This is a genomic window from Photobacterium sp. HL06 (assembly GCF_059552575.1).
Genome location: NZ_JCANWL010000003.1, coordinates 91,354 through 109,663 on the forward strand (window position 1 = coordinate 91,354; position 18,310 = coordinate 109,663).

The window sequence follows — 18,310 nt, forward strand, 5'->3', positions numbered from 1 at the left end:
CAGGCAGCCACTTTTTGATTGTTAAAATCAAATTCTTTTTCCGTACTCAGAATGGACCAGATGATCCTGGCATTCTTATTCGCCAAGGCAACCGCCGCTTTATTAAAGCTAAGCGTACATTTCTTCTGTGTTAACCAGCGGCCATATTCGTTGTCCAGGTTTTTACACTGCGACAAGGCTGCTCTGGCACCATGAATGAGCAAGGTTCGCAGGCATGTGTCTGCCATTCCTAAATACGTCTGAATTAGGAACTACGGCAATCATTGCTGTTAATTCACCCACACCAGGTATTTTCATTATTCGCTGACAGGCTTCATTCTGCCTACAAATCTGTTTGATCTTCTTCTCTAACTGTTTCAACTTGCCTTCGATCTCGACTAGCTCATTGTAGAGATCACTCATGAATTCGCGAGACGATACCGTCAGTTCATTTCTCTCATTGGCAATCACTAAGCATAGTTCTGCTTTGACCTTTGTTGCCCCCGTTGTAATAGCTATTCCATACTCCAAATTGAGCCCTCTGATCTCGTTAATCAATGCCGTTCTGTTTCTAACTAACCGGCTTCTAATTCGATGCAGAGACTGTATATCTTGCTGCTCGATTTGCTTGATGGGAACAAAATTCATTGACGGTCTATTGGCCGCCTCTGCGATGGGTTGTGCATCGTTAGCATCATTCTTGTTTGTTTTAACAAACGGTTTTACGAACTGAGGGCTAATGAGTTTCACTGTATGGCCAGACCGTTGGAAAACCCGAGCCCAATAATTGGCTCCTCCACAAGATTCCATGATGATCGGGCATGGCGGAGTGTTAGCGATATATTCAGCCAGTTTGTCTCTTGATAATCGCTTTTTTAAAACAGCTTTTTCATTACAATCAACGCCATGCAATTGAAAAACACGCTTCGCAATATCAATACCAAGTAAGTCGATGATCATCACTCTATCTCCCACTCATCAATCAATGACTGATTTGATTTTCACCATAATCATAGCCTCGCGGTACGTCATGGAGTGGGATGGTTCATTACATTAAGCCCAATGAAAGAAATGATGGCTGACTAACCATCGTGGCTAAAACAATCGAAGACACATCAAATAATGCATCAGTAAGCGGCTTTCCTTATGAGGCAATTTCCAACTGCTCAAAGTACATCTGCTGGGCAAGATCAATGAGTGAACGATCAGAGTTCACAAGCAGCGAAGCCAATAGTCCATTGAAGACCAGCTCAGCCCTTTTTGCTTTTTCCTTTGCATTGACAATATCATGTGCGAGCAACAGCTCCGCGATCATCTGAGTCCGTTCAATCTTGTATAGAGAACAAACCCCAGAAATAGCTGGATCCTCATTACAATATTCATTATGTGCTTTTTGAAAGTAGCAACCTTGAAACTCCTGGCTATCAAATGACTCTTTTAGCATAACAAATCGGGCTGACAGCTTTTCCTGTAATGATAAAGCTGGATCCTGGAACAATGTCGTTAAAACTTCAGTCGATTGCTGGCGATAAAACTCCAAGGCTTCAGCAATGAGCTTTTCTTTGGAATCAAAATGCCGATAAATCGTTGCTTTAGACATCCCTGTTGCCGCAGTAATGGAGTCCATACTGGTACCGTGAAAGCTGTGTTTCAGACACAAAGCTAATGTCGCATCAATGGCTTTTTGCCTATTAACCTCTTTACGGCTCATGTTAGCCCCCTGACTTAAGTATTACCCTTCCTCAATAATAATCGAAACTAATTAGTTTTAAAAGCTTGACAGCGCCAGTTTGGCTGCTATCATTCAAAATATCAAAACGAAACAGTTTCGTTTAGTTGGCGCAAAAAAGGATATCTCCATGATGATTAAAACTATTGCTCTATCCACACTGCTTCTTGTTGCTTCTTTGCCTACAATGGCTGGCGTTCAACTAAAATTGATCGACTCGGCAAATGGAGTGTATGTTAAAGCGACCGAGCTCTCACGCCCTGTGTCAGGCCTCGATATTAAGGTTGAAAATGTACCACAGCTCAATGGGGTATCATTTTCTACAGATAAACGTGGTCGTGTTTTCATTCCACTGTCACTCAACGCAAGCCGTAGTGTAAAAGTTGAGGCCATTGATATGGGCGAAAAGGTTGCATCACGTAATATTTTCCTTTCACATAGCCACTAAAAAAATCAACATTTTGGGCTAGGAATAAAGGTCAAATTTGTCCCGATAAGATATGGAAAAGACCATCGTTTAGATTAATGCCGATCGTTTAAGAGGACTTGAACGATCCTATGGCTGATAGATAATCCCTAATCACTTGTTGGTTAGGGATTTTTTTATGTTTGCGCAAGAGCTTGAATTGGCCTTTGAGTCTGTAGAAAAAAGTGGTTCATTTGATTCAGTTATGAATTCACTTGATGCTGATTGGATAGAGCAATCCCTTTTTGCAACAGACAAAGTCAGTATCCGACGGCCCCGGTTGCCAGCTCAACAAGCTGTTTGGCTTGTAATCCTCATGGGACTGATGCGTAATCAATCTATCAAAGAAGTCTGCGGCTCAATGGATCTTGCATTGCAATCAACGGGAACCAATACCTGGTCTCATGTTGCACCGAGTGTTCTGACCGACTGTCGAAAACGTCTTGATGAAGCGCCGATGTCTTATTTATTCAAGACCTCCAGCGTAGCCTGGATGGAGCAGACATTATCCCGAAAAGCCCCTCTTGGACTACATATCCTCGCTGTTGATGGTACCGTTTTTCGGTGTCAAGATTTTCCTGAAAACGCAGACACTTTTGGATTCATTTCGAAAACTTTCAAACCATACCCTCAATTACGCATGGTAGGGCTGATGTCTACCACGACAAGAATGCTTCTGGGGGCTGCTTTTGATGGCTGTGATGTGGGGGAAATTAGTTTGGCTCAACGGCTTTTGATGGATATTCCAGATGACTCTCTGACATTATTTGACCGCTGTTATTTTTCCGCAGAATTACTACTTAGTTGGCAACAATTTGGTTGTAATTCACATTGGTTAACTCCGGTAAAGTCAGGGCTTCGATACGAAGTTATCGACTGTTACAGTGATAATGACTTATTGATTGAGATGCCCATATCTCCACAGGCTAGAGCCAAAAATCCCACTTTGCCGAATACATGGCAGGCTCGCTTGGTAAGCTACCAACACCCGAAAGGAGAGATAAAAGGCTTCATCACTTCATTGTTGGATAAGGACAAATATCCAATGGAGCAACTATTTTCGGTTTACTGGCTGCGTTGGGAAATTGAGGAAGGTTTTGGAGAGCTAAAGCAGACGCAACTTCAAAGTCATGTGACTTTACGGAGCCGCTTCCCAGAAGGAGTCAAGCAAGAGCTGTGGGGAGCTTTACTAGCCTACAATTTAATACGCTTGGAAATGGTTTCAATTGCACGGGACGCAAAAGTTGAGCCAACAAGAATTAGCTTCACAGCGGCAATCAGCTTGATCGATACTCAATTGAGAGTACTGGCAGTGTTACCTGATGGTAACTTACCAAAGAAGCTGCAGCGAATGCGTGAGGATATAAAACATTTCATTTTGCCGAAAAAAAGAAAACACCGAACGTTTCCACGTTCGGTGCTACATGTACCTAGCCGTTATCCACTCAGATATAAATGCAAGTGCTTATCTGGGCGGCATTGATCGTTTAGATGGCCTTTTCTTTGTTTTTTTACTGCAGTTGTTTATCCCATTTTTAAAGGTCCAGCCACTTTGCCAGTAAGAAGTGTCACTTCGGCACCAAAAACGCAGTACGTTAAGTACCTGTTACGTTAAACCTACTTCTAATTGGCGTTACCATGTAACACGGCACCTCTAAGGTACAGGCACAAAAAAACCGCCAGAAGCGACCGAACAAATAAACGGGTCCAATAGAAACAACCCACAAGAACTCTATAGTGAAAAAATCACCTATAAATATACAGCGTAAAACGCAAGTACGCTAAGTATTTATTACGGTTAATTTGTAACAAAAAAAGCCGCAAGGAAGCGGCTTGCCCTAAAACCACCAAAAGATGCTTAGCTAGGTCATTATGGTGGCTGTGGAGGCCAAATACATTCCTACTATTTAATGTAACACACAAAGAAAGCGCTTTCTTGTATTTTTTACCAATCATACAAAATGTGGCACGTTAAATGTTATATAAAAGGTATCTTGTATTGTAAAATACAGTTTCATTCAATCGAGTAAAAACAGAAATAATGACAGACGCTATACAACTATTAATGAACCTTCGCAGCTTGCGCGTTTTTGCTCGTAAGTTTATGACACAGGAGTAGCTACAAGAGGCGTTGGAGAAGCTGACTCAGGTAGTCAATGAGCGCACAGCAGAAGAAGAACAAGCTAAAGCAGCAAATAAAGAGCATGAAGAAAAACTAAAAGTATATCGTCAAATGCTACTGTCTGACGGTATTGACTCAGAGGAGTTTTTAGCAACGACGGCTAAAGCCCCCAAGAAACCTCGCGAAGCGCGACCAGCAAAATATAAGTTCACCGATGAAAACGGTGAAGAAAAGACATGGACAGGTCAAGGCCGTACACCTAGAGCTCTAAAAAAGGCTCTGATGATGGCACCACCTTAGACGATTATCTTATCTAATCATAGAGCATTAATGATAAATTAGTTATTATCTGACTTCATACTTAACTGTATGTCTCTCAATAGCTAATTCAAAGCCGCGCTACACACGCGGCTTTTTTCTTCCTATCACACTGAGTGGTAACGGCCAGATACGATAAAGGCCGCATGAAAGCCAGGCCTGGGGCTACATTTTTTTGTTTACCATCAAGGACTCAATGACCTCACCCCTGATGAAGCCTACTTCGGCAGGTAGAGATACGCCAGCATGAGCTGGATCAACCACTTAAGGAATTAGCTTATGTGCCCAACCATTGGGGGCCACTTCTAACTGACCATCTGGGGATCATTCGCAAATGCATAAATACAAAGTAGGTATCGTAGGTGCAACAGCAGATATTGCTGCCGCACATATAAATGCGATTAATTTTTAGGATAAGTTTGTATAGAGCGCTGTGTGTGATCTCAACCTCGATGAACTGACAGCGAGATTTGGCAATAAGGCCGATATTTTACAGACAACTGATTATCGGGACATCCTAATAGCCCTGAAATAGACGTGGTTGTTCTGTGCACACCTAATCATCTTCACATACCAATCGCACTGGATGCTCTTAAAGCAAATAAGCATGTTCTTTGTGAAAAGCCAATGGCCGTGGGTATGCCTGAGTGTGAACCAATCATGCGGGCCACCCAAAATAGTTCAGCAACTTTTGTTGTTTCTTATCATTTTCAATTTTTTCCAGAAGTCCAATATCTGAAGGAGAATTTATCTTCATTCGCACAAATATCAAAATTTCGATTTGAGAGTAGCGAGCATTTGGGTGTGGGCAAACCCTGGAACTTTCGGAAAAATATTGGCGGAGTGTGGTTGGACTGGGCACCAAACGCCCTGAGTGTAATGCGTCAGATCATCACACCTACTGAACTATCTTCCTATAAGATACGAAATGCCAAGCTTTCAAGTTGTTTTGATATGGAGATTGAAACGCGGGCTGATATTGAATTAGTGATTAATAACATCCAAGGAGAATTTCTTATAGATTGGGAAGCAAATGAAAATGTCTTTATCGCTCGAAGTACATTCTGGGACGAGACTGGTGTCAAAATAGAATTGGACCATGCTACCAACCGAATGTATATAAATGGAGAAATGGTCTACGAAAGTATCGACGCTAGATATCGTGATGTATTTTCAGAATCTTCCCAAGGCATTTCTCACTCGCTTTAGTTCTATTGCTTTGGCGTAGCATTTCGTTTAGGAGACTCAGGCATTAAAGCGGTGGTTTGTCGGGTGTAGGCGCATCCCTCTTGCTCGGTGGGGTATTTTGTTGGCGGGCGCTTTGGTCTCATGCTCAATATCGACATGGTCGCTCAAGTGGTCAGGTTGGCGGAGCCTGCTGGGCAAACAAACATCATGGTTCAAGCGGGGTTGTTGCAAAAACTACCTCTAAGCGAGACACAGAACGGATGTGATATAGGCAGAGCTGAGAAAACGTTAAATGGCCAACGAATTCAAATGGAAACATTTTGCCCCTGAAATCATTCTCTGGAGTATTCGTTGGTATGGCTCTACCCCGATGAGCTACGCCAACCTCAGTGATATGCTGGTCGAGCGAGGGATCTCCGTGCATCGCTCTACGCTCTACCGATGGTTTGTTCAGTTCTCGCCTATCTTGCACAGGAAGCTGCGGCGGCATTATCAATTCGTCCGGGCCGACTCGTCGTGGCAGCTTGACGAGACCTACGGTGTGCCCGGAGTTCAGGGCTAGCAAGGAAAGCTAAATTGAACCACGAGTCTATCTGTAATACTCAAGCACGACAGCAGGAGCTAATTTGTGTTTGTGGCTATGTCTGGTTGTGCAGACAGATGAGTCTGAGCGGCAGTGACTTACCGTATGCTGGTAAGGTGATGTAACCCGCTGACAACGGGAAGTGAGACGAATTCGTTAAGCCAAGATGCTTCTCTAGACTAAGTATTGGACGGATAAAGAACATGAACCGATTAATCTGTATCTATGGGCTGAATCGTCGCCACTGTCTACACGAGTTATCAGGCAGTATGACGCAGGAGGAAGGCTACACGTATGGGCTATATTACCGACTTGGAAAGCAATTTATGTGCTTACCAAGGGGAAAACGTGCTAACACAATTCAGCGTTTGAGCGTCATCACCTTACAGTACGATAAGGTTAAAGATTGCGAGCGGCATCCACCCCAGTATGTTTGAGTTCAGATAGGTAAACCGGGGAAGGCTTGTTCTGGATGTTAAAGGAGCATGACCCAAATGACAGGCAAGCTGGCGGAGCGTTCGTAGTAGTCTGAGATGGGGAAAGCCCATTACATGGCGAAGGGGCGCAGTTTTATTGATTTGCGGATGCAAATTACCTGACCTTAACAAGGTGAAGGCCTTTGATAATCAGTGAAAAACAACGCAAATTAGCAATATGGACAGCAACCGATAAAACTCGGCGAGTAAATCGATTGCTGCGACTGATCAGTCACCCTCAATGGCTTTACACAGCAGCTGAAATAACACTCTCTTCTAAAGGAGCAAAAACGCCAGGTGTAGACGGGATAACCAAGATTCAATTCCAGGCTAAATTTGATGAGCACCTATATAAGATCAGAAATGATTTACTGTCAGGCAACTATCAACCTATGCCTGCAAGAAGAATTTATATCCCCAAAGCAAACGGCAAACAGCGTCCTCTTGGTATCCCAACCCTGCAAGACAGAATAGTACAGCGCGCTATGCTTATGGCCATGGAGCCTATATGGGAAAATGATTTTCACTCTTTCTCCTATGGCTTCAGGCCTGAGCGCAGTGTTCATCATGCTATCCGAACGGTTAAAATACAGCTGACAGAATCGAAAGGCCTCTCGAAAGGTCGGTGGATCGTTGAAGGCGACCTATCGAGCTTTTTTGATACTGTCCATCACCGTATGTTGATGAAATGTGTGCGTAAACGTATTAACTGCCAACGTTTTAACGAACTGCTTTGGCGGTTTGTTAAAGCGGGTCATGTTGATCGTAATCTATTTTGTGCAACCAGTGAAGGCGTTCCCCAAGGAGGCGTCATCTCTCCACTGCTGTCGAATATCATGCTAATGAGTTCGACCAGTACTTGAACAAGTGATACCTCAGCAAGAAAGCGCGTAAAGATCGCTGGTACTGGAATCGTACCATTCAAGACAGGTGTAATATTGCCCTAAAAGAAAACAGGCAATGGAAACCCGCAGTTTTATATTGCCGCTATGCCGATGACTTTATAGTGATAGTCAAAGGTAGTAAACAGCAAGCTGAAGCGATTCGTGATGAATGCCGTGATTTCTTGGAAGGCAAACTAAAACTTACGCTAAACATGGATAAAACTCATGTAACTCACGTAAATGATGGTTTTCTTTTTCTAGGTCACAGGATAATCCGAAAACGAGGGCCGAAAGGCAGCATGCGTGTTGTGTCTGGTATTCCAAAAGACAAAGCTAAAGCCTTTGCTCATTCATTGAGCGAAGCTTTATCGGGAGATTACAACTGTAGCAAGATTGATAAAGTAGAGCAGCTCAATCGTAAACTCAAAGGTTGGGCACAATTCTATCGTCATACTGACTTCACAGCCATGGTGTACAGCAAAATTGATCGTATCGTTTTCTGGAAACTCGCTAAATGGTTGACTCGGAAATACCGTACATCCATTAAGTCACTCATGATGAAATAGATAAAGCACCCTGAGCCTCATAAGGCAAAAACATGGGTTTTATTTGGTAAAACTAACAATGGTTAGTTTGGCGGCATATCGCTACTCAGGCTTGTGAACAGCCGTAAGTTACCATTTCGTTGGCGTTTACCAGAAATGAATCCATACCTTAGAGAAGAAGTGAGAAAGACTATCACATCTCGCTACAGTGATGTTGCAATGGCAGTTGGCCAAGATTAAACGGAGAGCCATATGCGCTGAAAGGGTGCGCCGTGGTACGCACTAAATAAATAGCCAACTAAGTTGGCCGGAGGTCAGAGGAAATGTCTCCGAGGTGAACAACTTACCCGAATTCGAAAGAATGAAGGGACAAGAGCATGTTTGTAAAGCGGGGAATAACAGAAAGTGTGTATGTTGTGGCCCTGCAACGCCTGAATGATATGGTTAAAGCTAAACTGCCTGAACCCTAATAGCCAGTGGTGGTGCGCACACTCTTCGGTAGCACACTTGTACGCCGAAGTTATCAACAGTCATCAGTTCACCTTACGCTGGTGATACCCTCTGGTTGATAAACGATGAATAATGAATTCATTTAAGGCTATGAGTGGGGAACCTAAGTCATTCTAGAGACGTTTATTGGTGACGGAACACGGGATTGCCTAACGGGCGAGAGCCCTATGGTGACGGAGTTTCAATAGTAGTCGAGGGAGTAACGCCCCTCCGGGGAGAACAGGAAAGCTGTTTACAGGGCAAAGTGGAACAGGTAATTGGATAAAGAGGCATTATGAGGTACGCGTGATGCGAAGCGCCGAAGTAATACTAGATATCATACATAAGCGTGGCCAACAGGCCTTACCGTTACAGAAGGTATATCGGCTACTGTATAATCGGGACTTTTACCTAAAAGCCTATGGCAAAATCTATCGAAATGATGGTGCCATGACTTCGGGTAGTACGGAAGAAACAGTAGACGGAATGTCTCTAGAGAAAATCGATTGTATTATTGATACTCTGAGGCAAGAACGATATAGATGGACACCTGTTAGAAGAGTCTATATTCCAAAGAAGAATGGAAAATCTAGGCCGTTAGGTTTACCAAGTTGGTCGGATAAATTACTTCAAGAAGTTATTCGATCAATTTTGGAAGCGTACTACGAGCCACAGTTTTCTGATTGTTCACATGGTTTTCGCCCAAGGCGTGGCTGTCATACTGCATTACGACGTGTTATGCAGAAAGGCAGAGGAACAAAATGGTTTATCGAGGGAGACATTAGCGCCTGCTATGATTCAATAGATCATGCCATATTATTGAATATTCTGCGTGAAAAGATTCACGATAATCGTTTAATTCGTCTAATCGAAAATCTGTTGGAAGCGGGGTATTTGGAGAATTGGAAGTTCAACGCCACATTCAGCGGTGTACCGCAAGGATCACTGGTTGGGCCGATACTTTCAAATATCATTCTCGGAAAACTGGACCAATATATCGAAGACCAAATCGTACCGGCATATACCTGTGGGCAACGAAGAAAAACAAACCCAAAATATCGCGCCATCACTCTGGCGGCATCCAAAGCTCGAAAAAATGGTGATAGGGATCTGGCAAAAACACTGAACCAACAGGCTCAGAAATTGCCGTCTAAAGATCCAAATGATCCAGACTATCGACGCCTTTGGTATGTCCGATACGCGGATGACTGGTTGTTGGGACTAAGTGGTCCCAAATCCGAATCAATGGAAATCAAGCAAAAAATTGCTCACTATTTAGAGCATGATCTGAAATTTCAGCTTAGTGACGAGAAAACCTTAATCACTCATGCGCGCAATGAAAGAGCAAAATTTTTAGGTTATGAGATCCACATCCTACATGCTGACGAAAAACATGACCACAGAGGTCAACGCAACATCAACGGTAGTGTAGGTCTTCGGGTGCCAAAAACAGTAGTTAAAAACCAAAGTGCCAAATACCGGCGCAGAGGTAATGCGATTCACTTAACTCAACGGGTCAATGATCATCCGTACAGTATTGTTAGACAGTATCAAGCAGAGTATTGCGGGATAGTGCAATACTATCAGATGGCATACAACCTCCACACTATGGGTTACTTAAAGAGGAATGCAGAGTTGTCACTCGTGAAGACTCTGGCAAAGAAGTACAAAACAACTTGCCCTAAAATTTACAAGAAGTACGGCACAACGCTGGAAACTGAAAATGGAACTTTCAAGGCATTAGAAGTTGTTGTTCCTCGCCCAGATAAACCACCATTAAAGGCGCACTTTGGTGCGGTCTCTTTAAAGTGGAATAGATGGGCATCGTTAAATGACTCTGTAATAGTGAATATATGGAACCAGAGAAGTGAAGTGGTTGAGCGCTTATTAGCTCAAAAATGTGAACTCTGTGAATCCACAGATCGCGTTGAAGTACACCATATACGCAAACTGGCTGACTTGGAGAAAAAGGGCTGCAAAGTTCGTCCCGAATGGATGAAAATAATGGCAGCGCGTCGGCGTAAAACATTAGTCGTTTGTGAAAGCTGCCACCAAAACATTCATACGGGTAGATATGATGGGAAAGCTCTAATGTAATCAATTACTGGAGAGCCTCGTGACACGGAAATCGGTCACGCGGGGTTCGGTGGGGGGCAATTGGAAAAGTGTCGTTGGTAACTCGCTGGTTGCCTACCCTACTGCACGTACGGTTCGGAGAGGAGAGGTAGAGAAATAGTTCGACTACGCTTTGCCTCTTACTCTACTGCGAGTAGGTGGTACCTGGATGTACTTGTATCGAGCTATTACCAAAGAAGGTCATACTGTCGATGTTTATCTCTCTCGCACTCGAAATCAAAAGGCGGCGAAGTGCTTTCTGGGTAAGGCCTTACGCAGTATCAAGTCTCATGACCACCCGAAAACAGTCAACACCGATAAAGATAAATCGTATACACCGGCACTAGCGGCATTAAAGAAAATTAAGGTGTGCGCCGAAGGTACCGTTCAACGACAGATCAAATATCTGAACAACCGGATAGAGTCCGATCATGGAAAGTTGAAGCGGCTTATCAAGCCTGTTCGAGGGTTTCAATCCCTGAAAACAGCGTTTGCCACAATCAGAGGATTCGAAGTAATGCGAATGTTTAGAAAAGGGTAATTTGATATCTGGCTATATGGTTGTGGTCCTCTGGCCGAAATGCGTCTAATCGAAGGGGCTTTCACCTTTTAGGCCGCAAAACTACTGAGACATCGGGCTTTCATTGAACTTTGCAACGGAGCCTATATTCAGCCAGTTTACCTCTTGATAATCGCTTTTTTAAAACAGCTTTTCCATTACAATCAACGCCATGCAATTGAAAAACACTCTTCGCAATATCAATACCAAGTAAGTCGATGATCATCACTCTATCTCCCACTCATCAATCAATGACTGATTTGATTTTCACCATAATCATAGCCTCGCGGTACGTTATGGAGTGTGATGGTTCATTACATTACAACCATAAGGTGCGCCACGATGAACCCACCAAGCGCACTGAACTCCAAACCAAAACTCCGAGTGTAAAGGATCACCTTGATTGCTTGTATATTATTTTGGTTCATTGCATTAAAACCGCCATTAGGTAGTGAGTGGGCGGGTATACTCAGTCTCACCAACTTATTTGCCTTGAGCTCGGGATGAAAAATAAATAACTCACCGTGCATTGTTTGGGAAACGCTCTATGTGGATCCGCATGCATGGTGTTGTACGGGTACAACGGTTTAAAATCAACAAGTTATAAAAAAAACAGGAAATAACAAAAAAATGCTAATTCATCCCTTACAGTCAATCAATGACAGTAAAGCTCCACAATAAAACACAAAAGCCATTGATTTAACGTGGAAATGCCATTATTGTCATGGCATTACGTATTCTTTAGTTGACTGGATGATAAAAAATGGATGTATTGCTAGCATTGGATGACTGCGCTATTCGCATGAAAAATGAAGATGTCCGTTTGAAAGACATAATCAATGAAAAATCTCGTATCAATGTAACTGACAGCGAACTTGATGAGGGCGTAGACCGTCTGATTTACAACCATTCATTAAACAAAACAAAGATCCGCGAAATCGTAAACCTATCAACCAAGACGTTCAATAAGCGCGTTGCGGCGCTGGAAGAAGAAGGGGTGATTGGTGAGCCTATCGAACAAGGTAAGTCCTTTCTGTATAACCGATTCGATGTACAAGTTATCCTCGATAACCTGGGCCATCGCAAATACAGTGACGACTTCACATCCAGTGTTATCTCTGTCCAGAACCACAAAGGGGGGACGGGTAAGTCGACGACCACAAAGTCACTGGCGACTGCCGCTGCATTGGATCTTAACCTCAATGCTCGGGTGTGCATTCTTGACCTTGACCCACAGGGCTCAGCAGGCCTGCAGGCACAGCCTAAAGATGACGACGGTATTTACTTGACGATCGCTGATATCGCATTGCGAAAATACACTCCGTCTTTCAACGAATATGTAGAAAACTACGGCCTGACGGAAGAGGAGGTTGTACTGGGAGCGGCATTCAATACGCACTTGCCAAACCTCGATGTATTCTCAGCCTTTCCTGAAGATGAAGTCTTCAGCGATATCTACGCCGAGCTCGATGAAGAAGGCAAGGCAGAACTGTTACAGGAGCTCCGTAATTTTATCCTGCCAATCCTGAAAACCCAGTATGACATTATCTTTATCGATACTCCGCCACAGGATAGCCCGATCTGTTGGTCAGCCCTTGAAGCAGCAGACTTCCTGTTGCTTCCAGTCACACCGCACAAGTTGGACTACTTATCGACAAAGAACTTTATTACCTTTATCAAGGATCGTATCCGCCAGCTCCCGAGTGGTGGTGCTAAGTTGAAAATGTTCAAGTGCCTACGAGTCAATGTGGATTCTAATAGCCCGCAGGTCGAACAGACGTCAAACATGATTATCCGGTCGTTTGTGGAACACTTGTGCTCGAATTCGATCAAGCAATCTGAGCTGTTTCTGTCCGCGGATAATTTAAACCGTAGCATTTTTGATATCCAAAAAACCGAAGCTCGCGACAACAAATATGCTTCTGCGTTGGCCTACGACAATGCTGTGGTATCGACAAGGGCTGTTTATGAAGAAGTCATGGCCAATATCAAGAAAATTTCCGGACGGGTTAACTAATGAATAAAAAAGCTACCGGCTTTAATGGTATCAATCGTGGAACGTCAGGGATAAAGCCCCAGGCGAAACCTGTAACAAACAGGATAAAGCTACCGTCAGGCAAAGAAATTATGCTAAGGCTTCACACCTATAAAAGCAGTGAAGAGATCCAAAGGCATGTTCGGGTTGATCCCCGCAATATCCGCCGCCCGGAAGAGCTAACCCGCGAGAAACTGGCTGATATATACGATGGAATTGCCAACGGCAACCAAATCACTAATGCCATCGGCTACCTTGGCGAAGATGGCCTGATATATGTCGTTGACGGCTCACGACGAATGGCCTGTGCGGCTATGGCCAACACTCCCCTTCGCATTGATGTCAGTGATACCAAAATTGACCCGAAAGATGCCGAATTTATCGTCCTGCAGTCAGACAAGCGAAAGGCGTTCAGCTACCTCGACTGGGGCTATTATTTCTCCAGCAAGCTGGAAACATTAAGGAAAGAGACCCCTGAGCTGACGCAAAACCAATTTGCTGAAGACGAAAGTGTTGATAAGACATTGATGTCACGCTACCTCAACGCCATCACCCTGGCTCCTGTTTTCTGGTCGGTAATGGGCAGTAATGAGATCAGTGCCCGCGTGATGAACAAAATGGTCACACTTAATAATGCGATAAGTGGAAACAATGTCGATCCTGAAAAATTACATGAGAAATACCTGGAGAATACCGGCAGTGCAGCCCCGGACAGCCTCACGACCAACGAGCGCTTTGATCTGCTAAACCGCAGTTTCAATCAGCTAAATGCTAAGAAACGCTCGGTAAGCAAGAAAGTTGAAGCAGAGACGCTATGGAATGGCAGTACCGCGAAACAGAAAGTCGAGTGGAAGCAAAAGAATAGCAAGAGCGCCGTTATCAACCTTGCCGGCCTGGATGAAGCACTGCAAGCTAAAATCAAACAGGCAGTTGTTGAGGTCCTGTCTTAAGAGGGTATCAACGCTGCACATTGTGCAGCGTTATTTTATGGTGAGAAGTAAACCCTTGCCTGACGTTATGCCACCACTATGACGTGCCTAATCAGTGTCCGTGAGGGGGGAATATCAGGGGGACAAAGCTCTCATCATCGTGGCAGTCTTCACTGACACGCAATGGATATACTGGAGAAGATGTGTGGCAACACTCAAATTAAAACAGTCACCGATAAATTGTATGACGTCGTCTTTACCCAGAAAGTCCGTATCCTCGATAATATTGACTTGATCGACAAAAAGGTAAGTAAAGATCTCTGCGATCTCCGTCCTTTATCAGCCTTTAGTCGACGATGAGAGATCATTGATACAATTTCTCAGGAGGCCACCAAATACCTTATCGTCATCCTCAATCTCCTGGAAATGGTCAGCAATCAACAATAGATCTTCCCCGTACACATTTTACTGGTTGCGTCCGAAGGCTGGCTTATGGTGCGGTAAAGGACAAGGTCACAATCGAACATGACGGCAGGTATGCACCAATCAAACACGTCGCCAAGTCCATCATCCTCAGCGACACTGCCGATATAAAGACAAGTTTGGTGCCGGGTTAACAGAGTAGCCAGTATACCTAAGTAACAGAACAGCCGGACAACTCATTGCGGGTTATAGAGTGATTGGGTCGCTATCGAATGGTCTTCTACAACGGTTTGAATGAAAGGGGTAATATATCTGTTTTTCGGTGGCATTTTTCAAGGTGCTAAAGCAGAAGCCCCCCTTGCGGGGCAACCTCAGCCAGCAAGCTGTCTTTGCCCTATTTCACACGCTCCCCGGCGAGCTGTTCCATCTCTTGTCTCGCTAGTGAAACTCAGCCAACACGTTGTCTTCGCCAGAAGGTAACGGTCAGGGCTAAAGAGCAAAAATCCAAAGCAACAGCCAGATCCAGAACAAAGACTTTCACTCCTACCGGCTAAGTGCTTGTAAGGGCTGCGTCTGTCCTCGTGCATCATGGTGCTCTCCTGCGTGTTTGTTCACTCTCGTCTCGCAACTGCCTGTTAACCGTCTCTCACCACAACCTGATTCACAAGGGTATATGAACGCTTCGCGCCCTTGTGAAGCAGAACGATGGCAAGAGGCCGGACAGTCAGGCGAAACGGGAATGAAAAACACACTAAGCAGGAGAGTCCGCCATGACACACTCAAACACCCACACCCCAACAATCACTAACCCGTCAGAAGCGACCAGCGTATCCCCGCTGGAGCAGTCAGGCTCTACAAAAATGAAAGGGTTTAAGAGCGGCAAAATTCGCAAAAATGCCACCAAAAAAATTGCATCACTGCTGGCGATGGCCACACGCATCACCATGGAAACATACAGCATGGGATTAGATGACTGTTCGCGTTCTAACGGTGAATTTGAAATTGATGTGGCGCGTGTCAACGAATGGATGGCTAACGACAACAATTATTATGATATGTGTGTACGCCTTGAGTGTGACGATAACGACCAGCCTAAGCTGCTACGTATCGAAGGCCCCTATTATTTTTGTGACACTATCCGCGTGTCATTTGCGCCTGTTGAAGCACTTCCAAATTTACGCCGTGGCGAATACGAGCCCCAACCCCAACCCCAACCCAAGAAGCACGAACCGGTGCAACTCGCTACCTTGGATGATATCGACCTGACCAACGCCGAAGAGGTTGTCATTACATCAGTACAGGTGCTTTGGAGCGAGTCCGGCGCGTTTAGTGATGACGAAGTATTAACACTTGAGCAGTATGACGAGAGGGCCTGCCGTGCCGCGCTAGAAATCGGACGAGATGGCGGTTACTACAAAACTCAAGTGATGATGCACTTTGCCAATGGCGAACGTCACGAGTTACGCCATGATATTGATGCTAACTTTCCAACACTCACCATTGATTTAGCCGTTAAAGGTTATAAAGCTGTCGCGGCGGTTGAAGCGGTTGACGTTGTCGAGACTAAAACCGTTATCCGTGCCTATTCCGCTGATTATTACGCCTGGTTAGAAGCGGGGAAAAATCCGGATCCAGAGCCTGAGAATACACGCAATGTGGTTAGTCTGGGCGATTATCAAGGCCGCATCGAGGCTAAAAAAGACCGTTTAGAAGCGAGAGCAGAAAAAGCTGTCCAACAGTCTAATCAGTATTATCAAGCTTCTAAAGATCGGGCAGATATGATCCCATTCGGTCAGCCTATCCTTGTTGGCCACCACTCAGAAAAACGCGCCCGTCGGGATGCTGAGCGGATTTTCAATGATATGGGTAAATCGGTGGCCGCTGCGGATAAAGCGGAGAGATTGGGAGCCAGGGCCGCCAGTGTGGGGACAAATGGCATCGCCTCAGACGATCCCGAAGCCGTACAAAAACTAAAAGAAAAACTGGCTAACCTAGAACAATCACAAGAGACCATGAAGGCCGTTAACAAAGTCATTCGCTCCAAGCATATGACAGACGCCGACAAAGTCGAGTACATGGTTAATACCCATCATTTCACTGACAGCCAAGCCCAAGAATTATTAAAACCGGATCACGTCGGGCGGATTGGGTTTGCTAGCTACTCCTTACAGAACAATAACGCCACCATTCGCACCACACGCGAATGAATCAAAGAACTTGAGGCATTGCATAACCAAAAGCCGTTAGAGGCTACAGGGAGCGTTGAGGGGCTCGAATGGACACTTTATGAGGAAGATGGCCGAGTCAAATTCAAGTTTGGCGGTAAGCCTTCGGTAGAGGTTCGCACGCTGATTAAATCGAACGGGTTTAAGTGGTCTCGATATAGTACGGCTTGGGTTAGAAAAATTACCCCTAACGCCATTGCCGCCGCTGAAAGACTGGCTGAAAAATTAAGTCATAAAGAATAACTGTCAATGAAGAGAGCCACTTTCTAGTTGCTGCTAGAAAGTGGCATGCACTACAAGCCAAAACTAAAGGGAATTAACTATGCGTACAAATTCAAATAATACTCATAACACAGCTAACAGCAAGAAAAAAATTATACTGGCTGACAGCCTGCTGTTATCAATTCATTGTAAAACACGTTCATGGCAAGATTTTACGCGATTTTGTCAGTCGCTTCAGCAAGCAACGGGGGCGAACGTATGAACTATTTAATCTCAGGTCAATGCGATCAATTACCATCACATAAGTTATTCATAGACCACCAGGGCGAACAATATATAGTGTTGCGCGATGAGGTTATTATCAAAAATGTCACCATCAAAGGTAATGATTTTACCGGTGTTTGTCTGTGTGATAATAAAAATTGTTTTGAGAAATTCATGAGCACTTATTGTGACTGTATTTGTTATGTAGAAATGGTTGACCCAAAACCCTTTTCACTAGGTAACGTGTTGATTACGACTGGTGCATTAACGGTATTTGATAACATGCAAGAGTGTGCGCTGTCGTTTATTGCACGTCATGCTTCATGTGATTGGGGTAACGTCGGTATTCATGATGCCGCGTTAAATAATGTCGCGACAGTTAAAGGTGATAAAATTCTGTCATCGTATCGTTATCAGAATAACTATTTCTGGGTTGTGACCGAAGCCGATAGAACATTCACCACCTTATTGTTACCGTCTGAATGTAATTATAGGCAGTCATTGGTTTAACTGTGTCATTTTTTGTGAGGTTATGATGAATACGTCAATACACTTGCTGTCATTAAAAAAACACATTCATGATGCAAAAGTTAATCAGGTGAAATTGAGTTGTCAGGCACGTGCATTATTGAATGCAAAAAATAGGATTAGCCGTAAGGTGGCCGCGAACCATCAATATTGTTTTCAGTGCGAACAGGATAAACAGCAATTACGCGACATGGTATTGAGTCGAGTTGTTTGTCAGGTCGTTGGCGAAAA

General features: G+C 44.2%; 12 protein-coding genes and 4 pseudogenes. 14 read left to right on the forward strand and 2 right to left on the reverse strand.

What is annotated here, in order from left to right:
- Positions 1–162 precede the first annotated feature (162 nt).
- Positions 163–939 carry an IS110 family RNA-guided transposase gene (locus tag AC51G0_RS30250; RefSeq protein ID WP_496304451.1) on the reverse strand — a complete coding sequence of 259 codons (777 nt, stop codon included), beginning with the start codon at positions 937–939 and terminating at the stop codon, positions 163–165.
- Positions 940–1,123: 184 nt separating this feature from the next.
- On the reverse strand, positions 1,124–1,690 hold the full coding sequence (locus AC51G0_RS30255; RefSeq protein WP_496304412.1) for a TetR/AcrR family transcriptional regulator: 567 nt from the start codon (positions 1,688–1,690) through the stop codon (positions 1,124–1,126).
- Positions 1,691–1,838: 148 nt separating this feature from the next.
- Here AC51G0_RS30255 and AC51G0_RS30260 point away from each other — a divergent pair, with 148 nt between their 5' ends.
- The 14 genes and pseudogenes from AC51G0_RS30260 (at position 1,839) to AC51G0_RS30325 (ending at position 18,061) form a co-directional block, all read left to right on the forward strand.
- A complete protein-coding gene (locus tag AC51G0_RS30260; RefSeq protein WP_496304413.1) occupies positions 1,839–2,156 on the forward strand; it encodes a hypothetical protein in 318 nt (105 codons plus the stop codon).
- 157 nt (positions 2,157–2,313) lie between these two features.
- Entirely contained in the window at positions 2,314–3,657 is a 1,344-nt protein-coding gene (locus tag AC51G0_RS30265; protein ID WP_496304414.1) for an IS4 family transposase, read from the forward strand.
- Between the two features lie 558 nt (positions 3,658–4,215).
- Positions 4,216–4,613, forward strand: a pseudogene (locus AC51G0_RS30270) (H-NS family histone-like protein).
- Between the two features lie 529 nt (positions 4,614–5,142).
- Positions 5,143–5,823: pseudogene (locus tag AC51G0_RS30275) on the forward strand (Gfo/Idh/MocA family protein); the annotation flags it as partial.
- A 271-nt stretch (positions 5,824–6,094) separates the two neighbouring features.
- A pseudogene (locus AC51G0_RS30280) lies at positions 6,095–6,340 on the forward strand (transposase domain-containing protein); the annotation flags it as partial.
- 664 nt (positions 6,341–7,004) lie between these two features.
- A pseudogene (gene ltrA / locus AC51G0_RS30285) lies at positions 7,005–8,530 on the forward strand (group II intron reverse transcriptase/maturase).
- Positions 8,531–9,088: 558 nt separating this feature from the next.
- On the forward strand, positions 9,089–10,876 hold the full coding sequence (locus AC51G0_RS30290) for a reverse transcriptase/maturase family protein (RefSeq protein WP_496302168.1): 1,788 nt from the start codon (positions 9,089–9,091) through the stop codon (positions 10,874–10,876).
- Positions 10,877–11,027: 151 nt separating this feature from the next.
- On the forward strand, positions 11,028–11,435 hold the full coding sequence (locus AC51G0_RS30295) for an IS6 family transposase (protein WP_496304415.1): 408 nt from the start codon (positions 11,028–11,030) through the stop codon (positions 11,433–11,435).
- Positions 11,436–12,216: 781 nt separating this feature from the next.
- Positions 12,217–13,470 (forward strand): ParA family protein, encoded by a 1,254-nt coding sequence (locus AC51G0_RS30300; protein WP_496304416.1) that lies wholly within the window; start codon positions 12,217–12,219, stop codon positions 13,468–13,470.
- Positions 13,470–14,438, forward strand: coding sequence for a hypothetical protein (locus tag AC51G0_RS30305; RefSeq protein ID WP_496304417.1), 969 nt, complete (start codon positions 13,470–13,472; stop codon positions 14,436–14,438). Before AC51G0_RS30300 ends, AC51G0_RS30305 begins: the two co-directional genes overlap by 1 nt.
- A gap of 162 nt (positions 14,439–14,600) precedes the next feature.
- On the forward strand, positions 14,601–14,777 hold the full coding sequence (locus AC51G0_RS30310; protein WP_496304418.1) for a hypothetical protein: 177 nt from the start codon (positions 14,601–14,603) through the stop codon (positions 14,775–14,777).
- A gap of 833 nt (positions 14,778–15,610) precedes the next feature.
- A complete protein-coding gene (locus AC51G0_RS30315; RefSeq protein WP_496304419.1) occupies positions 15,611–17,047 on the forward strand; it encodes a DUF3560 domain-containing protein in 1,437 nt (478 codons plus the stop codon).
- 18 nt (positions 17,048–17,065) lie between these two features.
- A complete protein-coding gene (locus tag AC51G0_RS30320) occupies positions 17,066–17,308 on the forward strand; it encodes a DUF8626 domain-containing protein (protein WP_496304420.1) in 243 nt (80 codons plus the stop codon).
- A gap of 237 nt (positions 17,309–17,545) precedes the next feature.
- Positions 17,546–18,061: a hypothetical protein gene (locus tag AC51G0_RS30325; RefSeq protein WP_496304421.1), complete on the forward strand. Its 516-nt coding sequence runs from the start codon at positions 17,546–17,548 to the stop codon at positions 18,059–18,061.
- Positions 18,062–18,310 lie beyond the last annotated feature (249 nt).